The organism is Xanthomonas melonis, assembly GCF_020783655.1.
Classification (GTDB): domain Bacteria; phylum Pseudomonadota; class Gammaproteobacteria; order Xanthomonadales; family Xanthomonadaceae; genus Xanthomonas; species Xanthomonas melonis.
Window position 1 is genome coordinate 133286 of the sequence record NZ_JAJGQH010000011.1, and the last position, 20764, is coordinate 154049.

Sequence of the window (20764 nt, forward strand, 5' to 3'; positions counted from 1 at the left end):
GTTCTCTTCGATGCGGATACGGCGCGCTAACCAGCCGGCGCGCGCCAGTGCTGCAGGAGCCCGGCGCAATCCTGCAGGCGCCAGTCGGCCAGGCCGGACCAGCGGTCGCCCACGACGTTGACCAGCACGGTGGCGGTGCCGGCGGCGCGGCCGCATGCCAGATCGTTGCGATGGTCGCCCACCATCACCAGTGCCGCCGCGGGCACGTTCCAGCGCCGCTGGAAGTACTGCAGCCCATCCGGTGCCGGCTTGGGCGCGGCCTCGTCGCGACCGACGATATCGTCCCAGGCGAAGGCATCGCCGACGCCGATCGCGCGTAATGTCACCTGCGCCAGCTCGCGCGCGTTGCGCGTCAGCAGGCCCAGGCGACAGCCATCGCCCTGCAGTGCACGGACCAGCTCCAGCGCACCCGCAGCGGGTTGCGCAGCCTCGGCCAGCGCACGTTCGTGTTCCAGCAGCCAAGCGTGTTTCGCACGCGACTGCGCAGCCGGCAGCGCGGCCAGGTGATGCAGGATGTCGTGTTCGGGCGGAATGTCCAGCTCGCGCCGGATCAGCGCGAAGTCGTGTACCGGCCGGGTCAGCGTGCCGTCCATGTCGAACACCCAATGCCGGTACGCCGACAACGGCAGGCGTGCGGCGATCGCGCCCTCCATGCGCTTACTTCCAGCCCGGCATCTGGGTGGTATCCAGGCCGCCGACCTCGAACTCCGCAGTGCGCGTACCGCCGGCCTTGACCGGAAACGCGATGCTGATGCGTTTGGCAGTGCGCACCAACTTCCACAAGGCCTTGTCGTCGTCGATGAACATCGCGATCGCCTCGTCGGTATCCGGGCGATGCGCCGCCATCGCGCGCGGTGCGCCGCCATCGACCGCCACCTGCACCTTGCAGCCGCGATAGCAATCGAAATCGCCGGCCTTGAGAACGAGATAGCTATGCCGCTTCCATTGCGGGTGGTCGCGAAACACCAGGCTGACCGGTTTCGGCCCGCTGCCATCCACGTCCACGCGCGATCTGGCCTCGATCATCGCCGAGCGCTGCGCACCGCCCTTGGCCGGCACCTGCGAGTACGCCCAGAGCGCCTGCATGCGCCGCAGTTCGCGGGCCTGCTCGCCCTTGGCCTTGATGTCGGCATAACCGGGCTCGATGCGCGTCGCGGCGGGGGTACCGGCATAGCCTTCGAGCAGGGCGGCCCCATGCGCACGCGCCATGTCCCAGTTCTGTGCCGCGACAGCCTCGTCGTATTGCTTGGCCAGCGCATCGGCCTCGCGTTGCTTGACCTGCGCCTGTGCAGCTTCCTGCGCCTGGCGCTGCGCCTGGCGATCGGTACAGGCGGTCAGGACGGCGACGCACAGGGCGGCGCTCAACAGATACTTCATCGTCGACTCCAGGGCAGATTCAACGGCAACCATACCAGCCCACCGATGCGCGGTTGATCAACGGAAGGAGCTGTCTCGTCGCGACGCGGCATTCCCGCCGAAGCCGGCTGAGACACGACACGCATCATTATCAAGCACCGTAGAACGCACCCGGGCGCGATGGGGGCGTGACCGACAAAGCCCCATCGCGCCCGGGTGCGTTCCTGCGCGGCGCGATGCGCGACGCAGGATACACGCCCTCCCAGGCTGTTACGGCTGCGCCGGCGGCGCTGCCTTGGCCTTGGCGATCATCTCGGCCACCGACGCGGTGGTGATCGGGTGATAGCTCGGCTTGGCCTTTTCGAAGGCCTGCTCGGCGAACGCGATGCCGTCGGGCGTCTTCAACAGTTCTGCATAGATCGGCAGCACCAGCTTGCGCCGCCCCACCCGCTCGATGAACTCGCCCGCGGCCGCGCGTGCCTCGGTATAGCCGCTGCGGATCGCCAGCGGATACCAGCGCATGGCGATCTCGCCATTCGGCGTGCCGGTGAAGTGGTAGGCCTCGTCCAGCTGCTTGAGCTGCTCCGGCTTGAGCGTGGCGCCCATTCCGCTGAGGAAATGCACCCACTCCTGCGTACCCCACTCGCCGGTGACCTGCTTGCTGGGCAGCGTACCGCTGCCGCTCCAGGCGATGCGCGCGGTGTCGACGATGGAGAAGCTGCGCGAGCGCGCCTTGGCGGCGAAAGCCGGGATGCCCGGCTGCTTCAACCACGCATCCACTTCGGCCGCGGTGACCGTGGTGGGATGCTTGGCGAGCAGATTCTTCTGAAGGTAATCGACGAACTGGTCGGTGGTCGCGCTCTGGAAGGCGTGATCGTCGAACCAGCCACGCAGGAACGGGTCGAACACCTCACGGCCGAAGCGCTGCTCCAGGAACTGCAGGAACCAGGCGCCCTTGACGTAGGCCACCTGGCTCAGTGCCTCGTCCGGGTCACGTTGCGCCAGCGGCGGCAGTGCCAGGGTCTGGTCGGCCGGCGTCATGTCCTTCACTTCGGCCAGCAGATCGCCCTGGTCGATCTCGCGCTCCATCTCGGCCATCTCCGCGCCATACAGCGCCTCGGTGATGCGGCCCTGCACGTAGGTGGTAAAGCCCTCGTTGAGCCAGATGTCCTTCCAGCTGGCGTTGGTCACCAGGTTGCCGGACCAGCTATGTGCCAGCTCGTGCGCGACCAGCGACACCAGCGACTTGTCGCCGACGATGACGGTGGGCGTGGCGAAGGTCAGGCGCGGGTTCTCCATGCCGCCGAACGGGAACGACGGCGGCAGCACCAGCATGTCGTAGCGACCCCAGCGATACGGGCCATACAGCTTTTCGGCCGCACCGATCATCTTCTCGGTGTCTTCGAACTCCTTGGCAGCCTTGTCCGCCATCGCCGGCTCGGCCCACACGCCCGAGCGCGCGGAGATCGGCTTGAACACCACATCGCCAGCCGCGATCGCCAGCAGGTACGACGGAATCGGCTCGGGCATCTTGAAGCTGTAATCGCCATCGCGCGCGGCCTGGGGGTCGTTGTCGGCGCTCATCAGCACCATCACGTCCGGGCGCGAGGTCACATGCGCGCTATAGGTGAAGCGCACGCTCGGAGTGTCCTGCAACGGCACCCAGCTACGCGCGTGGATCGCCTGCGACTGGCTGAACATGAAGGGCAACTGCTTGCCTTCGGTCATCGACGGCTCCAGCCACTGCAGGCCCGAAGCGGTAGGTGCGGTGTGATAGGTGATGACCACCTTGGCGGGCTGGTTCGGCGCTTCGATGGTGAGCTTGCTGCCGAAGGTCTTGTCGGCCGGTGCCAGTGCGAATTGCAGCGGCGACAGGCCGCCCTTGCCATCGTCGGCCTGCACCTGGGCGATGCTCAGCTCGCGGGTGTCCAGCACCAGCTGCTTTGCGGCCTTGTCCTTCCACTCCAGGGTGTAGGTGGCGGTGCCGCCGATCTGCTTGCTGTCGAAATCCAGCTTCAGATCCAGCGCCAGATCCTTGATCATCACCAGCTGCGGCTGGGCATAGGAACTCTCGTCGTGGTTGCGGGCGTCTGCTTTCACGGGGGCCTTGGCAGTGGTGGCTGGCGCGGCGGTGGTGGACGCCGGCGGCGTGGAGTCATTGGAACAGCCGGCCAGCGCGATGGACACGGCCAGGGACAGCGACAGGAGCGGGAAGCGCATCGACGGCACCACAACGAGGGAATCGGGCATTTTAGCGCTACGCGGCAGGGACTGCCCGCGCCGCTGCCGGCGCAGGGCGATCAGTCGAACAGGGCAGCGGGGATAAAGGCCGCGCTCGCTTGCCGCAGGGCGATGGCGCTGCGCGCCTGCTGGCTGGGGGCGAGCCGGCGCATTCATGGGAACCCCGCGATGCGCACCGTGGCGACGCAGCCGCACCGGCCGGGCGAACACGCTGGAGACGAAAACGAGGACCGTGCGCAATGCGAAGCAGCGCGCTGGCGAACTGCATCGGCCACATCCGCACCGGCAGCGCGCCTGCTGGCGCAGCTGCTGCTCAGGCCACCGGATGATCGCGCGGCATGTCGTGCCCGTCGCGGACCAGGCGCCGGCCGCCGGAGAACTTGGCGCGATACATCGCTGCATCCGCACGCCGATACAGCTCGGTGGCGTCCAGACCCTGCGCACACACCGCGCTGCCGGCGCTCAGGTGCAGTGGCGCTTCCTCGCCATCTTCGCGTTCGAGCATGGACAGCCATTGATTGAGCTTGAGCGTGGCCTCGTCCTCGCTGGCATGCACGCCGATCAGGAATTCATCGCCGCCCCAGCGGCCGATCCAGTCCTGCGCGCCCAGCCAGCCGTAGGCCGATTCCACCAACCGCACCAGCACGCGGTCGCCGGCCAGATGCCCGAAGCGGTCGTTGATCGGCTTGAGGTTGTCCATGTCCAGCACGAACAGCACGAACGGCCAGCCCTCGCGCTGCGCGGCAGCCACCGAATCGCGCATCGCCTGTTCGCAGCCGCGCCGGTTCAGCGCTTCGGTGAGCGGGTCGAACAAGGCATGCTTCTTCAGATCGCGCATGCCCGCGTCGATACCGCGCAGGCTGCGGTTGATTCCGCGCAACAAGCGGCCAAGCTCGTCGTCGCCATGCTCGGGCAAGCTGGGCAGGCGTTGATCGGCGTAATAGGTATCCAGTGCATCGGCCGCAATGCGCAGCGGTGCCAGGAGTCGATACAGGGCCGACAGCGTCAGCGCGGTGCCCGCCAAGGTGGCCAGCAGCGCCACGATGACCACCGACCACAGCAGGCGCCCGCCCAACTCACTCTGGGCGGCCAACCACGCGATCAACAGCAGCAACGGCAGATGGATGCCGACAAATGTCACCGCCAGCAGCTTGGCGCTGAAGGAACGGGGAAACACGCGCGAGAGCCCGGCGTACAAGCGCATCCAACTCTCCGACAGAAGTAGCGCCTAGTGTGGCCGACCGCCCGTGGAGCCAACGCGACGGAGTTCGCAGAACTCCGTCAGTGCGCACGCTCTTGCAAGGAAGCGATGGTGCGCCAAGCGAACGCAGCCGACCCGCGGTGGACGGCGCGCGTGGGCGCGCCGCATCGGCCCCGTTGGCGCCGCGTCAGATCTTGTAGCCGGAGTGGATGGCCACGATGCCGCCGGTGAGATTCTTGTAATGGCAACGCGCAAATCCGGCCTCGCCCATCATGCCCCTGAGCGACTCCTGCGGCGGATGCTTGCGGATGCTCTCGGCCAGGTACTGATAGCTGTCGGCATCGCGTGCGAACAGCTGGCCCAGCTTCGGCAGGATCTTGAAGGAATGAAAGTCGTAGATCGGCTTGAACCAGTCCGCGGTGACCTCGGAGAACTCCAGCACCCGCGCCTGGCCGCCGACCTTCAGCACGCGATACATCTCGCGCAGTGCAGCGTCCTTGTCGGTGACATTGCGCAAACCGAAGGAAATGGTCACCAGATCGAAACTCTGGTCGGGAAACGGCAGCGCTTCGGCATTGCACTGCACATAGTCGAATCCTGCCACCAGACCGCGATTGGTCAGGCGGTCGCGGCCAACCGACAGCATGCCGGCATTGATGTCACCCAGCACCACCGCGCCTTCCTCGCCCACGCGCTCCTTGAGCAACACGGCGATGTCGCCGGTGCCGCCAGCCAGATCCAGGACCCGGTCGCCCGGCTTCACCTGCGCGGTGGCCACGAAGTAGCGTTTCCAAGCACGATGGATGCCCAGGCTCATCAGATCGTTCATCAGGTCGTAATTGCGCGCGACCGAGGTGAAGACTTCGCCAACCAGCTTCTGCTTGTCCTTGGCAGCGACGTCGCGAAAGCCGAAATGGGTGGTACCGGAGGTATAGGGGGATTCGCTCATGGGCGGATTATCGCACTGCTGACGCCACCATGACTGCAACCGGACCACAATCGCGAACTCTTCCACTACCGGCCCTGCGAGCATCGCGTGCGCGACAAGTACGCCCAACGCGACTGGCAGCCTCACGAGCGGCCCACCCTGCCGGGCTCGGCCTCCACGCCGTTGCACCCGACCCGGCGCCGTATTCAGTACGGGCTGGTGGGCGTGGTGGTGGCGCTGACCGGGGGGCTGAGCAATGCGCTGGTCACCGCCAACCTGCCGTACCTGCAAGGCGTATTGGGCGCCTACAGCACCGAAATGGCCTGGCTGCCAGCCGCCTATGTGATGACCAACATCTCGGCCAACCTGCTGCTGGTGAAATTTCGCCAGCAGTTCGGGCTGCGCCGTTTCACCGAGATTTTCCTGGCGCTGTATGCGGCCATCGCCTTCGCGCACCTGTTCGTGCACAGCCTGGGTTCGGCAATCACCGTGCGTGCGGCGCATGGGCTGGTGGGGGCGGCGCTCAGCTCGCTGGGGCTGTACTACGTGATCCAGGCCTTCCCCAATGCATACCGTCTCAAGGCGGTGGTGCTGGGGCTGGGCCTCACCCAGCTGGCCTTGCCGCTGGCACGGGTGTTTTCCACCGACCTGCTCGAATTCGGGCAATGGCAGGGGCTGTACCTGTTCGAGTTCGGCCTGGCGGTGTTTGCGCTGGCCTGCGTACTCGCACTCAAACTGCCGCCCGGCGACCGCTACCGGGTGTTCGAACCCCTGGATTTCCTCACCTTCGGCCTGTTCGCCACCGGGGCGGCGGGCCTGGCCGCGGTACTGTCGCTGGGCCGGCTGCTGTGGTGGACCAGCACCCCGTGGCTGGGCATGGTGCTGGCGTCCTCGATCGTGCTGCTGTGCGCGGCCACCTGGATCGAGCACAACCGCCGCAACCCGATGATCAACACGCGCTGGCTGGCCAGCGGCGACATGCTGCGGCTGGGCCTGGCGATCTTGCTGATCCGGCTGGTGCTGTCGGAGCAGAGCACCGGAGCGATCGGCTTCTTCCAGACCCTGGGCCTGGCCAACACCCAGTTGCAGACCCTGTTTGCGCTGATGCTGCTGGGCGCGGTGCTGGGCGTCGCCGCCAGTGCCTGGCTGATCAATCCGGCGCGCATCGCCGAACACCTGATCATCGCGGTGGCCGCCATCTGCATCGGCTGCTTCATGGACGCCGATGCCACCAGCCTCACCCGTCCCGAACAGATGTACGTCAGCCAGTTCCTGCTCGCCTTCGGCAGCACCTTCTTCATCGGCCCGGCGATGGTGGCCGGTATCGGCCGAGTGATTGCGCAACCCGGCAACCTGATCAGTTTCATCGTGCTGTTCGGCATGGCGCAGAACATGGGCGGACTACTGGGCAGCGCGCTGCTGGGTACCGTGCAGGTGGTGCGCGAGAAATACCACTCCAGCCAGTTGGTGGAGCACCTGGTGCTGACCGACCCGCAGGTGGCCGCACGCGTGCAGGCCTATGCGAGCGCGTACGGCCACACCATTGGCGATCCCGCTCTGCGCCAGGCGCAGGGGGTGCGTGCGCTGGGCAGCGTAGCCACCCGCGAAGCCAATGTACTGGCCTATAACGATGTGTTTCTGCTGATCGGCTGCATTGCCATCGCCACCGGGCTGTGGATCCTGTCCGTGCTGGTGTGGCGGCGCTACCTGCGTCCTGCCGTCTCGCCTCCCTTCCCTGCTTCCAGCGCACGCCCATGAATACACCCGCAGAACCCTCCCCCGTCGCCGAGCGGCAACGCCGTCGTCGCCGTCGCATCACCGGCGCCATTGGATTCGGCGGCCTGGCACTGCTCGGCGTGGCGCTGGTGCTGTATGCATGGCGGCTGCCGCCCTTCGTCAGCGCCATCGAACGCACCGAGAACGCCCTGGTGCATGGGCAGATCACTGTGATCGCACCGCAGGTCAGCGGCTATGTCACGCAGGTACTGGTGCAGGATTTCGCACATGTCAGACGCGGCCAGTTGCTGGCCACCATCGACGACCGCATCTACGCCCAGCAGTTGGAACAGGCCAAGGCGCAGGTGCAGACCGCGCAGGCCAATCTCGCCAACTGGGAGCAACAGCGGCATGGCGCACAGGCCACCATTGCCGAACAGCGCGCGGCATTGCGCAGTACGCAGGCCCAGCGCGAACGCACCCGTTCTGCCTATGCCCGCGCACAGCAGCTGGCCAACCAGAAGCTGGTGTCCGAGCAGGACCGCGACACGGCCTTCGCTGCGCGTGCGCAGGCCGAGGCGGGTGTGACGCAGGCCCGCGCTGCAGTGCAGGCAGCTGAAGAAAACGCCCGCAGCGTCACCGTCAATCGCGCTGCGCTGGAGGCTGCAGTTGCCAATGCGCATGCCGCGCAGCAACTGGCGCAGATCAACCTGGACAACACCCGCATCCTGGCCCCGCGCGATGGCCAGCTCGGCCAGCTCGGCGTGCGCCAGGGCGCTTACGTCACCAACGGCACGCAGCTGATGGCGCTGGTGCCGGACACGCTATGGGTGGTAGCCAATTTCAAGGAAACCCAGATGGCGAAGATCCGCATCGGGCAGCGCGCCAGCTTCACCGTGGATGCGTTGAACAACGCGACCCTGCGCGGCCGCGTGCAGGAGATCTCGCCGGCCGCCGGCTCGGAATTCAGCGTACTGCCGGCCGACAACGCCACCGGCAACTTCGTCAAGATCGCCCAGCGCATCCCGCTGCGGATCGATGTCGATCCCAACCAGCCTCTGGCGGCACGGCTGCGCCCGGGCATGTCGGTGGTGGTGGCCGTGGATACCGCCAGCGCTGCGGACTGAGCGCAGCATCGGCACACTACACCTCGCGTACTCGCGCGCCGATGCAGCCGCTATCATGCGGCAATGCCCTCTACCGCACGCGTCCACCTGCAGTGGCACTCACTGCGTTTTTCCCAACTCGACAGCGCCCAGCTGTATGCGTTGCTCAAACTGTGCACCGACGTGTTCGTGGTGGAGCAGCAGTGCCCCTATCCCGAGCTGGATGGCAAGGATACCGAGCCGGATGTGCTGCATCTGCTTGGAATAGCCGATACCGCCGAGCTGGCCGCCTATCTGCGCGTGTTGCCACCCGGGCTGAGTTATCCCGAGCCCAGCATCGGACGGGTGGTGATCGGCTCGCCATTTCGCGGCAGCGGGCTGGCGCACGCGCTGCTGCGCGAAGGCATACGCCTGGCCCACGCGCATTGGCCGGGCAGCGCCATTCAACTCGGCGCGCAAGCGCATCTGCAATCGTTTTACGCCACGCACGGATTCGCACCGGCGTCCGCGCCCTATCTGGAAGACGGCATTCCCCACCTCGACATGCTGCGCCCTGCCGGCGCAGCGCCCATGGAGCCTGCATGATCACGACCCCCGACTATCGCGCCCTGCTCGACACCGCCATCGCCGAAGCCCGCCAGGGGCTTGCCGAAGGCGGCATTCCGATCGGTGCGGCGCTGTATCACAACGATGGGCGCCTGCTGGGCTGCGGCCACAATCGCCGCGTGCAGGAAAACGACCCTTCCGTGCACGGCGAAACCGACGCCTTTCGCAAGGCCGGCCGCCAGCGGCGTTACAAGGACACCATCATGGTCACTACGCTGGCTCCGTGCTGGTACTGCAGCGGGCTGGTGCGCCAGTTCAATATCGGCACCGTGGTGGTGGGCGAGTCGGTGACCTTCCAGGGTGGTATCGCCTGGTTGCGCGAGCACGGCGTCAATGTGATCGACCTGCAAAGCCAGGAATGCATCGATCTGCTCGGCGGCTACATCTCCGCCAATCCGGATGTATGGAACGAAGACATCGGCGAGGACTGAGGCATCGGGCAGGCGCCAGCAGCTCCGGCAGCAATTGCGAGGGCTGCTCGCGTCTTGCGACACGCTGTCGATGTCCCCCGCCGGGTGTCAACGCGCGTTGACGCGGACGGCGCTAGTCTCGCGCTTTGCCCAGGGGGGGACCGCTTCAATGGCAGTGGTGGACATCGTGATACCCGGCCGCGCCACCGCGCCGCCGGTGATGGAAGCGGCAGGCGATGTACAGGACGTGGGTTCGCTGGCGCTGGAAGAAGCGCATTGCCCTCATCCGCCCTTCGGGCACCTTCTCCCGCTGGCGGGAGAAGGAGACCCGCCGGTGGAATCGACTCCGCCCTTCGGGCACCTCCCTGCGCTGGCGGGAGAAGGAGACCTGCCGGTGGAATCGACTCCGCCCTTCGGGCACCTTCTTGCGCTGGCGGGAGAAGGAGACCTGCCGGTGGAATCGCCGGGGGCCACGAGCCTCGCTGGCCCGGAGACCGCATTGCAGACGCAGGCTCCTTGTTCGAACATGATCCCGAGCCGGCTGACACGGCCGCGGTGGCCCGCACTCGCCGATACGGCCGCCAGTGCGAACGCGCAACTGGGCGCGCTCCTGCTCCAACGCTATAGCGCCAGCCTTCGCGGTAGCCAGCGCTGATCTCGAGGCCCTTCGCATCGGCGTGCGCGTGAACTCGATGCAAGAGCTGCGCACGCGCGGTGACGCAGCCCTTGCCTGGCTTCCCAACGTAGGGCGTCAGAGGATGTAGCGGCTCAGGTCCGGATCCTGCACCAGCTCGCCGAGCTGCGCGTCCACATAGGCCGCGTCCACCGTCACGCTCTGGCCGTCGCGGTCGGGCGCCTCGTAGCTCAAGCCGTCCAGCAGGCGTTCGAGTACCGTGTGCAGGCGGCGGGCGCCAATGTTTTCCTGGCGTTCGTTGACCTGTGCGGCGATCTCGGCCAGGCGTTCCACTGCATCGGCGCCAAAACTCAGCGACACACCTTCGGTCTGCAACAGCGCTTCGTACTGTTTGATCAATGCAGCCTTCGGCTCGGTGAGAATGCGCACGAAATCGGCCTTGGTCAGTGCGGTCAGCTCCACCCGGATCGGGAAGCGGCCCTGCAGCTCGGGAATCAGGTCGCTGGGCTTGGCGAGATGGAAGGCGCCAGAGGCGATGAACAGGATGTGGTCGGTCTTGACCGTGCCGTACTTGGTCGACACGTTGGAGCCTTCCACCAGAGGCAGCAGATCGCGCTGTACGCCTTCGCGGCTGACATCGCCCCCACTGGATCCGGCCTCGCCGCGCTTGGCGACCTTGTCGATCTCGTCGATGAACACGATGCCGTGTTGCTCGCAGGCCTCGATCGCCGCCGCGCGCACATCGTCCTCGTTGACCAGCTTGCCGGCTTCTTCCTCGATCAACAGCGGGCGCGCCGCCTTGATGGTGAGCTTGCGCTTCTGCGACTTGCCTCCACCGATGTTGGCGAACATCTGCCGCAACTGCTGACCCATTTCTTCCATGCCCGGCGGGGTCATGATGTCCATGCTGGCATTGACCGCGACCTCCAGTTCGATCTCGCGTTCGTCCAGCTCGCCATTGCGCAACATGCGGCGGAACTTGATGCGGGTCTCGTTGTCCTGCGACGACGGCTCGTTGCGCGCGGCTTCGGGGTCGAAACCGATTCCGGCGGTACGGCGCGGCAGCAGTGCATCCAGGATGCGGTCTTCGGCGCGCTCTTCGGCCTGGTTGCGCACCCGTACCTTGGCCTGTTCGCGGTACAGCTTGACCGAGGTGTCGGCCAGGTCGCGGATGATCTGCTCCACGTCCTTGCCGACATAACCCACCTCGGTGAAGCGCGTGGCTTCCACCTTGACGAACGGCGCATTGGCCAGGGTGGCCAGACGACGCGCGATCTCGGTCTTGCCGACGCCGGTGGGACCGATCATCAGGATGTTCTTGGGCATCACCTCGTTGCGCAGCTCTTCGGGCAGCTGCATGCGTCGCCAGCGGTTGCGCAACGCGATCGCCACTGCACGCTTGGCATCGTGCTGCCCCACGATATGACGGTCGAGTTCCTGCACGATTTCGCGCGGAGTCATGGTTGAAGTATCGGGATTTGGCATTGGGGATTGGGGATTCGTAAAAGCGGAGTAGGAACGATCGATGCATGTCCGGGCGCAGGGAAAGGAGTGCGGTTGCCAATCTCCAATCCCACATCCCGAATCACAGTTCTTCGACCACCACGTTGCGATTGGTATAGATGCAGATGTCGCCGGCGATGTTGATCGCTTCGGTGGCGATGGTCCTGGCGTCCAGCTCGGTGTGCGCCAGCAGTGCGCGTGCGGCAGACAGGGCATACGAACCACCCGAACCGATGGCGATGATGCCGTCTTCGGGTTCGATCACATCGCCGGTGCCGCTGATGATCAGCGAGGTCTCCTTGTCGGCCACCGCCAGCAAGGCTTCGAGCTTGCCCAGGCGGCGCTCGGTGCGCCAATCCTTGGCCAGTTCCACCGCAGCACGCGTCAGCTGACCATGCTTGTCGAGCTTGGCTTCGAACAGCTCGAACAGCGTGAACGCATCGGCCGCAGCACCTGCGAATCCGGCCAGCACCTGACCCTCGCGACCGAGCCGGCGCACCTTGCGCGCATTGCCCTTCATGACCGTATGGCCCAGGGTGACCTGGCCATCGCCAGCGACGGCGACGTGTCCACCACGCCGCACCGAAATGATGGTGGTGGCGTGAACGATGTTGGGGTTCTGGCTGGGGTCCATGGATCCTCCGGGGGTTTCCAAGGAGGTGGGGACGGCCCCGCCGGGTTCAAGCGCGCTGCGATGGAAGCGACGCGGGGACGCGACGCAAGGCCCCGCTAACGCGTCAGCCATCTGGCCCCTCTCTCCCACCGGGGGAGGGGTTGGGGTGAGGGTCCCTGTGCCGACATTGAATCCAACGCCCGTAGACACTCTCTAGACTGCAATTTTTTTTGGAAATGTAAGGGCAGGAGACGCTGTGCTGATCACAGTCTTTGACCATGACATTGGCGCATGCGCGTTTCAGCCTCACAGCGTTCGAAAGAAATTAGCCGTAGAAATCGAGGCTACTAGCGCACGTACCCTCGCCCCAACCCCTCTCCCGAGGGGAGAGGTGCTTTGAGCACCTCCACAGAACGCGCCCATCGCTGCATCGGTTGCATCATGCGGCGATATCGCTGACATCACGCACACGCGAGCTCACTCGGTCGATTTCTTGCGCCTGGCGCGTGGATGCGCGGCGTCGTAGACCTTGGCCAGATGCTGGAAGTCCAGATGCGTGTAGATCTGGGTGGTGGCGATATCTGAATGACCGAGCAACTCCTGTACGCCGCGCAGATCGCCGGACGACTCGAGGATATGGCTGGCAAAACTGTGTCGCAGCATATGCGGATGTACGTCCTTGAACATGCCCTGCCGCACGCCGAGCTGCTTGATGCGGATCTGCACGGCGCGCTGCGAGATCGCGCCGCCGTCGCGGCCCGGGAATACATGCGCCTCGGCATGTCCGCCACTGTCGCGCTGCCACGCACGCAAGGCCGCGATCGCATGCGAACCCACCGGCACCAACCGCTGCTTGCCGCCCTTGCCCAGCACCGTCACCAGGCCGCTGGCCAGATCCAGGTCGCGCCAGCGCAGGGCGCACAACTCGCTCAGGCGCAGGCCGGATGAATACACCAGTTCCAGCAAGGCGCGGTCACGCAGGCCCAGCGGGGCATCGGTGGGCACTTCGACCAGGCGCACGGCCTCATCGGCATCGAGCACCTGCGGCAACTTGCGCGGCGCCTTGGGCGCACGCAATGCCGCCGCGGGGCTGACCGCGATATGACCGTGCTTGAGCAACCAGGCGTAGTAGCTGCGGCACGCAGACAGGCGCCGCTGCAGGCTCTTGGCCGACAGCCCGCGCCGGTGTTCGTCAGCGACGAACTGGCGCAGCCGTGCACTCTCCAGTTGCGCTACCTGCAGCGGCGCGCCGTCGCGCGTCGCCTGTGCGCCCACCCAGCTCGACAGCGCGGCAAGATCGCGCCGATACGCATCCAGGGTGTGCGCCGACACCTGACGTTCGACCTGCAGATAGGCCAGGAAGTCATCGACCGACGACATCGACATCGCGCGCGCCTACGCTTGCGCCGCTGCCGGACGCAGGCACCGCAACCGGGCCGGCAGCGTTCGCGTTGTTTGCATCACGTGTCGAAGCGCTGCAGCGCCACGCTCAGCGATTCGCCCATCATGCGCAGAAACAAGGTGCCCATGCCCGGATAGAAACGGTTGGCGTCACCGCTGCCCACCGCGATCAGGCCGATGCCGGGCAGCGGCAGCAGTGCGGTGGATTGCACCTCACCCGCGCGCTCGGCGTACAGCAATGCATGCTTGTCGGCCTGCAGGCGGCCGCAGATCGGCTCGCCATCGCTCAGGCAATCGCGAAACGGCGCCAGCCGCGCATCGTCGGCAGGCAGGGTCTGCAGCCAGTCCGCGTCCAGACCGGGCGCGGGCGCCAGCAGCACCAGGCGCACCAGATCGCCATTGAAATCTTCCGCCAGCGAAGCCGCCATGGCCTTGAGCGTGTCGGCTGCGGTGCGTTGGCGCATCAACGCCAGCGTCAGCTGATGCGTACGCACCGCAAGGCGCTCGTTGACCTGGGCGTTGCTGCCCAGGTCGTGCAGTCGCCGCGACAGCTCGCGATTCTTGTCGCGCAATACTTCCAGTTGGTAGGTCGCCAGCGACGCGGTGGGGCCGTCGTCGCGCGGCACCAGCAGGCTGACCGCCAGATCCGGGAACTGCTTGAGGAAGGTGGGATGGCGGCGCAACCATGTCGCCACATCGTGCGCGCCCAGTTTGTCGGCGGTGTCGCTCATCAGATCCATTCTCCATCGAAGACGAACACGGCCGGGCCGGACATCACCACGTCCTGCCCGTCGCCGGGCCAGCGAATACGCAACTCGCCACCCGGCAGCGACACGCGCACGTCGCGCTCGACGCGGCCACGCTGCATCAACACCACCGCCGCCGCGCAGGCGCCGCTGCCGCACGCCAGGGTCTCGCCGACACCGCGCTCGAACACGCGCAATTGCACATGCGCAGCATCCACCACCTGGGCAAAGCCGACGTTGACCGAATCGGGAAATGCGGCGTTCTGCTGCAACAGGCTGCCGACACGCTCCACCGGCGCGGCGTCCACACGCCCCACCTCGACCACTGCGTGCGGGTTGCCCATCGACACCGCGCCGAAACGCACCGTTTCGCCGTGCACGGGCAAGGCGTATTCCTCGCGTGCATGCGCAAAGCCGGCCAGCGGGATCTGCGCCGGCTCGAAGCGCGGCACGCCCATGGCGACCGCATAGGTTCCGGCATCCACCTGCTCCACCGCATGCGCGCCAACCGGGCTGTCGATGACGAAGCGCTCGGCGTGCGCAACACCCTCGCGCACCAGCCAGGCTGCAACACAACGCGCGCCATTGCCGCACTGGCGCGCGGCCGAACCGTCGGAATTCCAGATGCCGTAAGCGGCCACCGCAGCATCGCTGCGTGGGGCTTCGATGGTCAGGATCTGATCGCAGCCCACCCCGAAATGCCGGTCGGCCAGCCGGGCCGCCAGGGCGGCGTCCGGCGGCGGCGCGCCGTCGCGCAGGTCCAGCACCACGAAATCGTTGCCGGCACCGTGCATCTTGGTGAAACGCAGGCGCTCGGCGCGGCCGTCAGCGCTCATTGCCGCTGCTGGCGGGCTGGTCGTCGGTGGTGGAGGCAGGCGGGCCATCGGTCTGCTCCGGCTCGGTCTGCGGTTGCGCCGCATCCGGCGCCGGCGGCACCGGCTGGGCTTCCACCGGCACCGGCTTCTGCGGCATCACCAGCGGGCCTTTGTTGCCGCAGGCGGCAAGCAGGACAAGGGTCGCACCAACCAGTGCGAGACGAACGGAAGGTCGGGACATGAGGCTCATGACCCGAGTATAGCCAGAACGTCCTGACTGCCGTGCGCTCAGTGCGGCATGGGCAACGAGCGCGGCGGCGGCTCGGGACGCAGCCACAGCCAGATCGCCACCACCGCCATGCTGCCGATCGACAGACACTTCACCCACAGGATCGGCACGCACCACAGCATGATGGCTGCACACACGCTCATGGTGAGCGTGGCCATCCACTTGGCCTTGCGGCTGACCGCCCGGTAGGTCTGCCATTCCACGATGGCCGGGCCAAAGCGCGGATGCGACAGCAGCCAGCGATGCAGGCGCTCGGACCCGCGCGAGGCGGCCCAGGCCGAGATCAGGATGAACACGGTGGTCGGCAAGCCGGGGACGAAGATTCCGACAATGCCGGTCGCCAGGCTGGCATAGGCCAGCAACCACCAGGCCAAGCGGAATCGGTTCGGTCGCGTCATGGACGAATGATACGGCCAGCGGGCGTCGAGATGATCCGGGCATCCCCTTCTCGCACCGCGACAAGGGGCCCGAAGGGCGGAGGGAGACGTCTGCACGCAGGGAAGGGAGATCTTGCCTTTCCCAATCCCCAATCCCGACTCCCCAATCCCCGCCCCTCAGCTACTTGATCCCAAGCTGATCCAGCACAAACGCATACGACTCGGCCAGTTCGCGGTAGCGACGGAACCGGCCGGATTTGCCGCCATGGCCGGCTTCCATGTTGGTGCGGAACACGATCGGCAATTCACCCGTATTGTCGTCGCGCAACTTGGCCACCCACTTGGCCGGCTCCCAGTACTGCACCTGCGAATCCCACAGGCCGGTACCGACGAACATCGCCGGATACGCCTGCTTGCGCACGTTGTCGTACGGCGAGTACGACAGCATGTAGTCGTAATACTCCTTGTTTTCCGGGTTGCCCCACTCGTCGTATTCGTTGGTGGTCAGCGGAATACTGGCATCGAGCATGGTGGTGACCACATCCACGAACGGCACCTGCGCCACCAGCACGCGGTAGTCCTGCGGCGCCATGTTGGCTACCGCGCCCATCAACAGCCCCCCGGCGCTGCCGCCGGATCCTGCCACGCGCTCCCTGGATGCATAGCCCTGCGCCACCAGCCCGCGGGTGACATCGACAAAATCGTTGAAGGTGTTCTTCTTGTGCAGCAGCTTGCCGTCGTCATACCACTGACGTCCCATCTCCTGGCCGCCGCGGATGTGTGCGATGGCATACACCACGCCACGATCGAGCAGGCTGATGGCGGGCAGGTTGAACGCCGGATCCATCGACATGCCGTAGCTGCCGTAGGCGTACTGGAACAGCGCTGCCGTGCCATCTTTCTTGAAGCCCCGCTTGTACACCAGCGACACCGGCACCTTGACCCCATCGCGCGCGGTCACCCAGACCCGCTCGGTCACGTACTTGGTGGGGTCGTAGCCGATCACCGGCTGCTGCTTGAGCGTTTTGCGTTCGCCGGTCTGGGTATTGAGTTCGTACGTGGTGGCCGGCGTGGTCAGCGAGGTGTAGCTATAGCGCAGCCACGCGGTGTCCGGCTCCGAGTTGACCGACAGGCCCATCGAATAGGCGGGTTCATCGGCCTTGACGTACTCATGGCTGCCATCGCGCTTGAGCAGACGCACGCGCTCCAGCCCGCCGGAGCGTTCTTCGATGGCGGTGAATCCATCGAACAGCTCGAAATTCTCGATGTATACGCCTTCGTCGTGCGCCACCCAATCGGTCCACTGCTTGCGGGTGGTCGCATCCGTCGGGGCGGTCACCAGCTTGAAATTCCTGGCGCCATCGGCATTGGTGCGAATCACCCAGCGGCCATCGAAATGCTCGGCGTGGTATTCCAGGTCGCGTTCCCGCGTGGCCAGCACCGTGAATTTCTCCGGTTTGGCGGCGGAGGCATAGCGCGTTTCCGACGAGACCGTGCTTTCCACGTCGATGGTGATGTACTTGTCGTCGCGGGTGCGCCCCACGCCCATGTAGAAGCTGTCGTCCTTCTCTTCGTAGACCAGCACGTCGTCCTTGGAAGGCGTGCCGAGCACGTGCTTTTTCACGCGCACGGTAAGCAGCGTTTCCGGATCGTTTTCGACATAGAACAGCGTCTTGTTGTCGTCGGCCCAGACCATGTTCGGAGACACGCCTTCGACGGTGTCTGGATAGATTTCGCCGGTCTCCAGATTCTTGAAACGGATCGTGTACTGGCGGCGGCCGATCGCATCGTCGGCCCAGGCCAGAATGCGGTTGTCCTGACTGACCTCGGCCTCGCCCACGCTGAAATAGCCCTTGCCCTGCGCCATCTGGTTGACGTCCAGCAGGATCTCTTCCGGCGCCTCCATGCTGCCCTTACGGCGCGCCTGGATCGGGTAGTCCTTGCCGGCTTCGAAGCGCGTGTAATACCAGTAGCCGCGCTCGCGGTACGGCACGCTGGCGTCGTCCTGCTTGATGCGCCCCACGATCTCGGAGTAGAGCGTGTCCTCCAACGGCTTGAGGGGCGCCATCACCGTGTCGGTGTAGGCATTCTCGGCGTTGAGATAGGCCAGCATCGCCTTGTCTTCGCGTTTGTCGTCGCGCAGCCAGTAATAGGCGTCGTTGCGGTTGGCACCGAAGGGCGCCTTGACCACGTGCGGGCGCTTGGCGACCTCTGGCGGCTTGGGAGATGCGGCGAAGGCGGGGGATGTGGTCATCAGGCTGGCGATCAATAAGGTCAGGGCGGACTTCATCAGATTGGGATCCGTTGGATGAACGCAATGCCATCGCGGCGCCCGAGTGTGGAAGAGCCCGTCGTGCAGCGTCATGTGTCCTAGGTCATGCTGGTCTATCATCTTCGCAATGGACTCATCGATTTCGCCCGCGTCCGGCTATAGCCGCCGCAGCCAGGACATCGCCCCATTCCATGTGATGTCGCTGCTGGCCCGTGCCAATGCGCTCGAGCAGGCCGGTCACGACGTGATCCACTTGGAGATCGGCGAGCCCGATTTCACCACCGCCGCGCCGATCGTGGCGGCCGGGCAAGCCGCCCTGGCCGCCGGCCACACCCGCTATACCGCTGCGCGCGGGCTGCCCGCGCTACGCGAGGCGATCGCCGGCTTCTATGCGCAGCGTTACCGCTGCACCGTGGATCCGGAGCGGATCCTGATCACGCCGGGCGGCTCGGGCGCGCTGCTCTTGGCCAGCAGTTTGCTAGTGGACCCCGGCAGGCACTGGCTGCTGGCCGACCCCGGCTATCCGTGCAACCGCCACTTCCTGCGCCTGGTCGAGGGCGCCGCGCAATTGGTGCCGGTCGGGCCCGACAGCGATTACCAACTCACCCCAACGCTGGTGGAAACGCACTGGAATGCCGACAGCGTTGGCGCGCTGGTCGCCTCGCCCGCCAATCCCACCGGCAGCGTGCTATCGCGCGATCAGCTGGCCGGGCTGTCCCACGCGCTGCATGCCCACGGCGGGCATCTGGTGGTGGACGAGATCTATCACGGCCTGACCTATGGCCTGGATGCCCCAAGCGTACTGGAAGTGGACGACAGCGCCTTCGTGCTGAACAGTTTCTCAAAGTACTTCGGCATGACCGGCTGGCGTCTTGGCTGGCTGATCGCCCCGCCTGCAGCGGTGCCGGAGCTGGAAAAGCTGGCGCAGAATCTTTATATCAGCGCCTCGAGCATTGCGCAGCATGCCGCACTGGCTTGCTTCACGTCCGAGAGCATGGCCATCTTCGAAGCCCGACGCTGCGAGTTCCAGCAACGCCGCGACTATCTGCTGCCGGCACTGCGCCAGCTCGGTTTCACTATCGCCGTCGAACCGCAGGGCGCGTTCTACCTCTACGTCGACATCAGCGCGTTCTCCAACGATGCCCAGGCGTTCTGCGCGCATTTCCTGGAAACCGAGCATGTCGCATTCACCCCCGGCATCGACTTCGGCCACCACCGCGCCAACCAGCACGTGCGTATCGCGTACACGCAAAGTCTGCCGCGCCTGGAGCAGGCGGTGGAGCGGATTGCGCGTGGGCTGAAGACCATCGGAGCGGCGGCAAGACGCCCGCCCCCGCCATCCCTCTGACACCAGGCTTAGTCGGTCGACCCGCCTTCGCCTGCGCCGCGGCGCTCCCCCGCCGCAGGCCCGATGTGGCCAACGGCACGCTTTGCGAGCAGCGCCCGCAACTGCGCCCAGTTTCCCTCCTGCGGCCAGCCGGAGAATCGGTCAACCACGTTGCCATCGTGCATCAGATAGAAGGTCGGTGTACTCCAGCCATCGATCATCGGCCAGTCTGCCGCATGACGTGACAGCACGATGGATTGGTCCGCATGCGCCTTGTTCCATGTTCGAAGGACCTCGTCATCCAGATGCAATCCGACAGGCGCCAGCCAGACGAGGGTGATGCCGCGCAGCAGCGGATGATTCCTCAGATCGCCCATGGCGCTCGCCGAAAATCTGCAGTGCGGGTGCACGATCGCCACCAGCGTGTCTGCGCGCAGAGGCACCTGGATTTCGCGCAGCCGCCGCTTGCCCTGATCGATGGCATAGGCATTGGGCCGCACAGTGGGCTCGGCGCTGACCACATCGGGGACCGATTCGAATGCGATGCCGGGATGGTGCCGCGCCAAGTGACGTGCGTCGGCGAAGCGGCGAAACTGCAGCAGCGTCTGATGATAACGCTGCAGCGCATCAGGCCCTGCGGAGGAACCCAGTGCATCCATGACCTTGATCAGTTGCTGCAGATAGCGCGCATCGTCGGTGTAATAGGCAAGGCGCTGACTCGCCCGCAACAAGGTTTCCAGGCCTGCCGGCGGGACATCGGCAAGGCGAGGCGAATCGACCACCGGCGCAAACTCGGCATCGTAGGCATCCGCCAGGCGCTGCAGCCGCTGCTCGCGGGGCAGGCTCAGGGTCGCATCGTCCAGCGCCACCAGACGATCGTAAGCGGCGTTCAGCGACTCGACCTGGGGATGCGCCCCTGCCCCACAAGCAGCGACGAACACCAACACGGCGAGAACCCAGCGCCATCGTTCAAGGCCAATCGACATGGCATCGCCCTCCAGAGCGATGGAGCGGGACCGCAAGCTACTTTCCCGTTGATTCCTTTACAGACAACAGGCTCGGGACGCGGCGTATCGCCCGCTTCTTCTGTACTCCCGTGCACTCGATCACGCAACACTTTTGATTTCCGTACGTGTCCAATGACTTCGTGTTTGCCGAGGTCAAACCGCTGAGCGCAAACACCACCGTCAAGGCCGACATCGGCCGCGCCCCGTTGCGTCAGT

20 protein-coding genes are annotated in these 20764 nt (G+C 65.7%); 6 read left to right on the forward strand and 14 right to left on the reverse strand.

All coding sequences use genetic code 11. The annotated features are described in order from the left end of the window. Window positions 1-26 precede the first annotated feature (26 nt). The 5 genes from LL964_RS12705 to ubiE all read right to left on the reverse strand — a co-directional run bounded on the left by LL964_RS12705 (window position 27) and on the right by ubiE (window position 5747). Window positions 27-653 (reverse strand): HAD family hydrolase, encoded by a 627-nt coding sequence (locus tag LL964_RS12705; RefSeq protein ID WP_167395209.1) that lies wholly within the window; start codon window positions 651-653, stop codon window positions 27-29. Between the two features lie 4 nt (window positions 654-657). Further along, a complete protein-coding gene (locus LL964_RS12710; RefSeq protein ID WP_104585812.1) occupies window positions 658-1377 on the reverse strand; it encodes a hypothetical protein in 720 nt (239 codons plus the stop codon). Between the two features lie 249 nt (window positions 1378-1626). After that, on the reverse strand, window positions 1627-3576 hold the full coding sequence (locus LL964_RS12715; protein ID WP_167395210.1) for a M1 family metallopeptidase: 1950 nt from the start codon (window positions 3574-3576) through the stop codon (window positions 1627-1629). Window positions 3577-3910: 334 nt separating this feature from the next. Further along, entirely contained in the window at window positions 3911-4801 is an 891-nt protein-coding gene (locus tag LL964_RS12720) for a GGDEF domain-containing protein (RefSeq protein ID WP_167395211.1), read from the reverse strand. Window positions 4802-4985: 184 nt separating this feature from the next. Continuing rightward, entirely contained in the window at window positions 4986-5747 is a 762-nt protein-coding gene (gene ubiE, locus LL964_RS12725; protein ID WP_104585818.1) for a bifunctional demethylmenaquinone methyltransferase/2-methoxy-6-polyprenyl-1,4-benzoquinol methylase UbiE, read from the reverse strand. An 87-nt stretch (window positions 5748-5834) separates the two neighbouring features. Between ubiE and LL964_RS12730 the strand changes: the two genes are divergently transcribed. From LL964_RS12730 to LL964_RS12750, 5 genes are all read left to right on the forward strand, one after another. Continuing rightward, a complete protein-coding gene (locus LL964_RS12730; RefSeq protein ID WP_104585820.1) occupies window positions 5835-7484 on the forward strand; it encodes an MFS transporter in 1650 nt (549 codons plus the stop codon). Beyond that, window positions 7481-8569, forward strand: coding sequence for an HlyD family secretion protein (locus LL964_RS12735; protein WP_104585822.1), 1089 nt, complete (start codon window positions 7481-7483; stop codon window positions 8567-8569). The genes LL964_RS12730 and LL964_RS12735 overlap by 4 nt, the downstream gene beginning before the upstream one ends. A gap of 63 nt (window positions 8570-8632) precedes the next feature. Beyond that, the gene (locus LL964_RS12740) at window positions 8633-9133 is read left to right on the forward strand and encodes a GNAT family N-acetyltransferase (RefSeq protein ID WP_104585824.1); all 501 of its coding nucleotides are present in this window, start codon (window positions 8633-8635) and stop codon (window positions 9131-9133) included. After that, complete coding sequence (locus LL964_RS12745) at window positions 9130-9585, forward strand: nucleoside deaminase (RefSeq protein ID WP_003482760.1); 456 nt, start codon at window positions 9130-9132, stop codon at window positions 9583-9585. Before LL964_RS12740 ends, LL964_RS12745 begins: the two co-directional genes overlap by 4 nt. A 148-nt stretch (window positions 9586-9733) precedes the next feature. Then, a complete protein-coding gene (locus LL964_RS12750) occupies window positions 9734-10219 on the forward strand; it encodes a hypothetical protein (protein ID WP_146092317.1) in 486 nt (161 codons plus the stop codon). A gap of 96 nt (window positions 10220-10315) precedes the next feature. On the opposite strand, the gene hslU is transcribed toward LL964_RS12750, so the two are convergent. The 8 genes from hslU to LL964_RS12790 all read right to left on the reverse strand — a co-directional run bounded on the left by hslU (window position 10316) and on the right by LL964_RS12790 (window position 18232). Beyond that, complete coding sequence (gene hslU, locus LL964_RS12755; protein WP_104585828.1) at window positions 10316-11683, reverse strand: ATP-dependent protease ATPase subunit HslU; 1368 nt, start codon at window positions 11681-11683, stop codon at window positions 10316-10318. A 100-nt stretch (window positions 11684-11783) separates the two neighbouring features. Further along, window positions 11784-12335, reverse strand: a complete 552-nt coding sequence (hslV, locus tag LL964_RS12760; protein WP_026112384.1) for an ATP-dependent protease subunit HslV — start codon at window positions 12333-12335, stop codon at window positions 11784-11786. A gap of 456 nt (window positions 12336-12791) precedes the next feature. Next, window positions 12792-13694 (reverse strand): tyrosine recombinase XerC, encoded by a 903-nt coding sequence (xerC, locus tag LL964_RS12765; RefSeq protein ID WP_104585830.1) that lies wholly within the window; start codon window positions 13692-13694, stop codon window positions 12792-12794. 80 nt (window positions 13695-13774) lie between these two features. Beyond that, window positions 13775-14446 (reverse strand): DUF484 family protein, encoded by a 672-nt coding sequence (locus LL964_RS12770; protein WP_167395212.1) that lies wholly within the window; start codon window positions 14444-14446, stop codon window positions 13775-13777. Further along, entirely contained in the window at window positions 14446-15297 is an 852-nt protein-coding gene (gene dapF / locus LL964_RS12775) for a diaminopimelate epimerase (protein ID WP_104585834.1), read from the reverse strand. Before dapF ends, LL964_RS12770 begins: the two co-directional genes overlap by 1 nt. Next, complete coding sequence (gene lptM, locus LL964_RS12780) at window positions 15287-15526, reverse strand: LPS translocon maturation chaperone LptM (protein WP_104585836.1); 240 nt, start codon at window positions 15524-15526, stop codon at window positions 15287-15289. Before lptM ends, dapF begins: the two co-directional genes overlap by 11 nt. Window positions 15527-15564: 38 nt before the next feature. Beyond that, on the reverse strand, window positions 15565-15963 hold the full coding sequence (locus LL964_RS12785; RefSeq protein WP_104585838.1) for a YbaN family protein: 399 nt from the start codon (window positions 15961-15963) through the stop codon (window positions 15565-15567). Between the two features lie 160 nt (window positions 15964-16123). After that, complete coding sequence (locus LL964_RS12790) at window positions 16124-18232, reverse strand: S9 family peptidase (RefSeq protein WP_146092318.1); 2109 nt, start codon at window positions 18230-18232, stop codon at window positions 16124-16126. 109 nt (window positions 18233-18341) lie between these two features. On the opposite strand from LL964_RS12790, the gene LL964_RS12795 reads away from it, so the two are divergent. Further along, window positions 18342-19562 (forward strand): pyridoxal phosphate-dependent aminotransferase, encoded by a 1221-nt coding sequence (locus LL964_RS12795; protein ID WP_104585842.1) that lies wholly within the window; start codon window positions 18342-18344, stop codon window positions 19560-19562. An 8-nt stretch (window positions 19563-19570) separates the two neighbouring features. Here the strand turns inward: LL964_RS12795 and LL964_RS12800 are convergent, their stop codons facing one another. Further along, the gene (locus LL964_RS12800; protein ID WP_104585844.1) at window positions 19571-20527 is read right to left on the reverse strand and encodes a YbbN family protein; all 957 of its coding nucleotides are present in this window, start codon (window positions 20525-20527) and stop codon (window positions 19571-19573) included. Between the last annotated feature and the right edge of the window lie 237 nt (window positions 20528-20764).

Coding starts and splice junctions, on each gene's coding strand:
- LL964_RS12740 (WP_104585824.1), top strand. CDS start 8,633: ATGCCCTCTACCGCACGCGTCCACCTGCAGTGGCACTCACTGCGTTTT.
- ubiE (WP_104585818.1), bottom strand. CDS start 5,747: ATGAGCGAATCCCCCTATACCTCCGGTACCACCCATTTCGGCTTTCGC.
- LL964_RS12735 (WP_104585822.1), top strand. CDS start 7,481: ATGAATACACCCGCAGAACCCTCCCCCGTCGCCGAGCGGCAACGCCGT.
- lptM (WP_104585836.1), bottom strand. CDS start 15,526: ATGAGCCTCATGTCCCGACCTTCCGTTCGTCTCGCACTGGTTGGTGCG.
- LL964_RS12710 (WP_104585812.1), bottom strand. CDS start 1,377: ATGAAGTATCTGTTGAGCGCCGCCCTGTGCGTCGCCGTCCTGACCGCC.
- LL964_RS12705 (WP_167395209.1), bottom strand. CDS start 653: ATGGAGGGCGCGATCGCCGCACGCCTGCCGTTGTCGGCGTACCGGCAT.
- LL964_RS12720 (WP_167395211.1), bottom strand. CDS start 4,801: ATGCGCTTGTACGCCGGGCTCTCGCGCGTGTTTCCCCGTTCCTTCAGC.
- LL964_RS12785 (WP_104585838.1), bottom strand. CDS start 15,963: ATGACGCGACCGAACCGATTCCGCTTGGCCTGGTGGTTGCTGGCCTAT.
- LL964_RS12795 (WP_104585842.1), top strand. CDS start 18,342: ATGGACTCATCGATTTCGCCCGCGTCCGGCTATAGCCGCCGCAGCCAG.
- LL964_RS12770 (WP_167395212.1), bottom strand. CDS start 14,446: ATGAGCGACACCGCCGACAAACTGGGCGCGCACGATGTGGCGACATGG.
- dapF (WP_104585834.1), bottom strand. CDS start 15,297: ATGAGCGCTGACGGCCGCGCCGAGCGCCTGCGTTTCACCAAGATGCAC.
- LL964_RS12750 (WP_146092317.1), top strand. CDS start 9,734: ATGGCAGTGGTGGACATCGTGATACCCGGCCGCGCCACCGCGCCGCCG.
- hslV (WP_026112384.1), bottom strand. CDS start 12,335: ATGGACCCCAGCCAGAACCCCAACATCGTTCACGCCACCACCATCATT.
- xerC (WP_104585830.1), bottom strand. CDS start 13,694: ATGTCGTCGGTCGATGACTTCCTGGCCTATCTGCAGGTCGAACGTCAG.
- hslU (WP_104585828.1), bottom strand. CDS start 11,683: ATGCCAAATCCCGATACTTCAACCATGACTCCGCGCGAAATCGTGCAG.
- LL964_RS12745 (WP_003482760.1), top strand. CDS start 9,130: ATGATCACGACCCCCGACTATCGCGCCCTGCTCGACACCGCCATCGCC.
- LL964_RS12790 (WP_146092318.1), bottom strand. CDS start 18,232: ATGAAGTCCGCCCTGACCTTATTGATCGCCAGCCTGATGACCACATCC.
- LL964_RS12715 (WP_167395210.1), bottom strand. CDS start 3,576: ATGCGCTTCCCGCTCCTGTCGCTGTCCCTGGCCGTGTCCATCGCGCTG.
- LL964_RS12800 (WP_104585844.1), bottom strand. CDS start 20,527: ATGTCGATTGGCCTTGAACGATGGCGCTGGGTTCTCGCCGTGTTGGTG.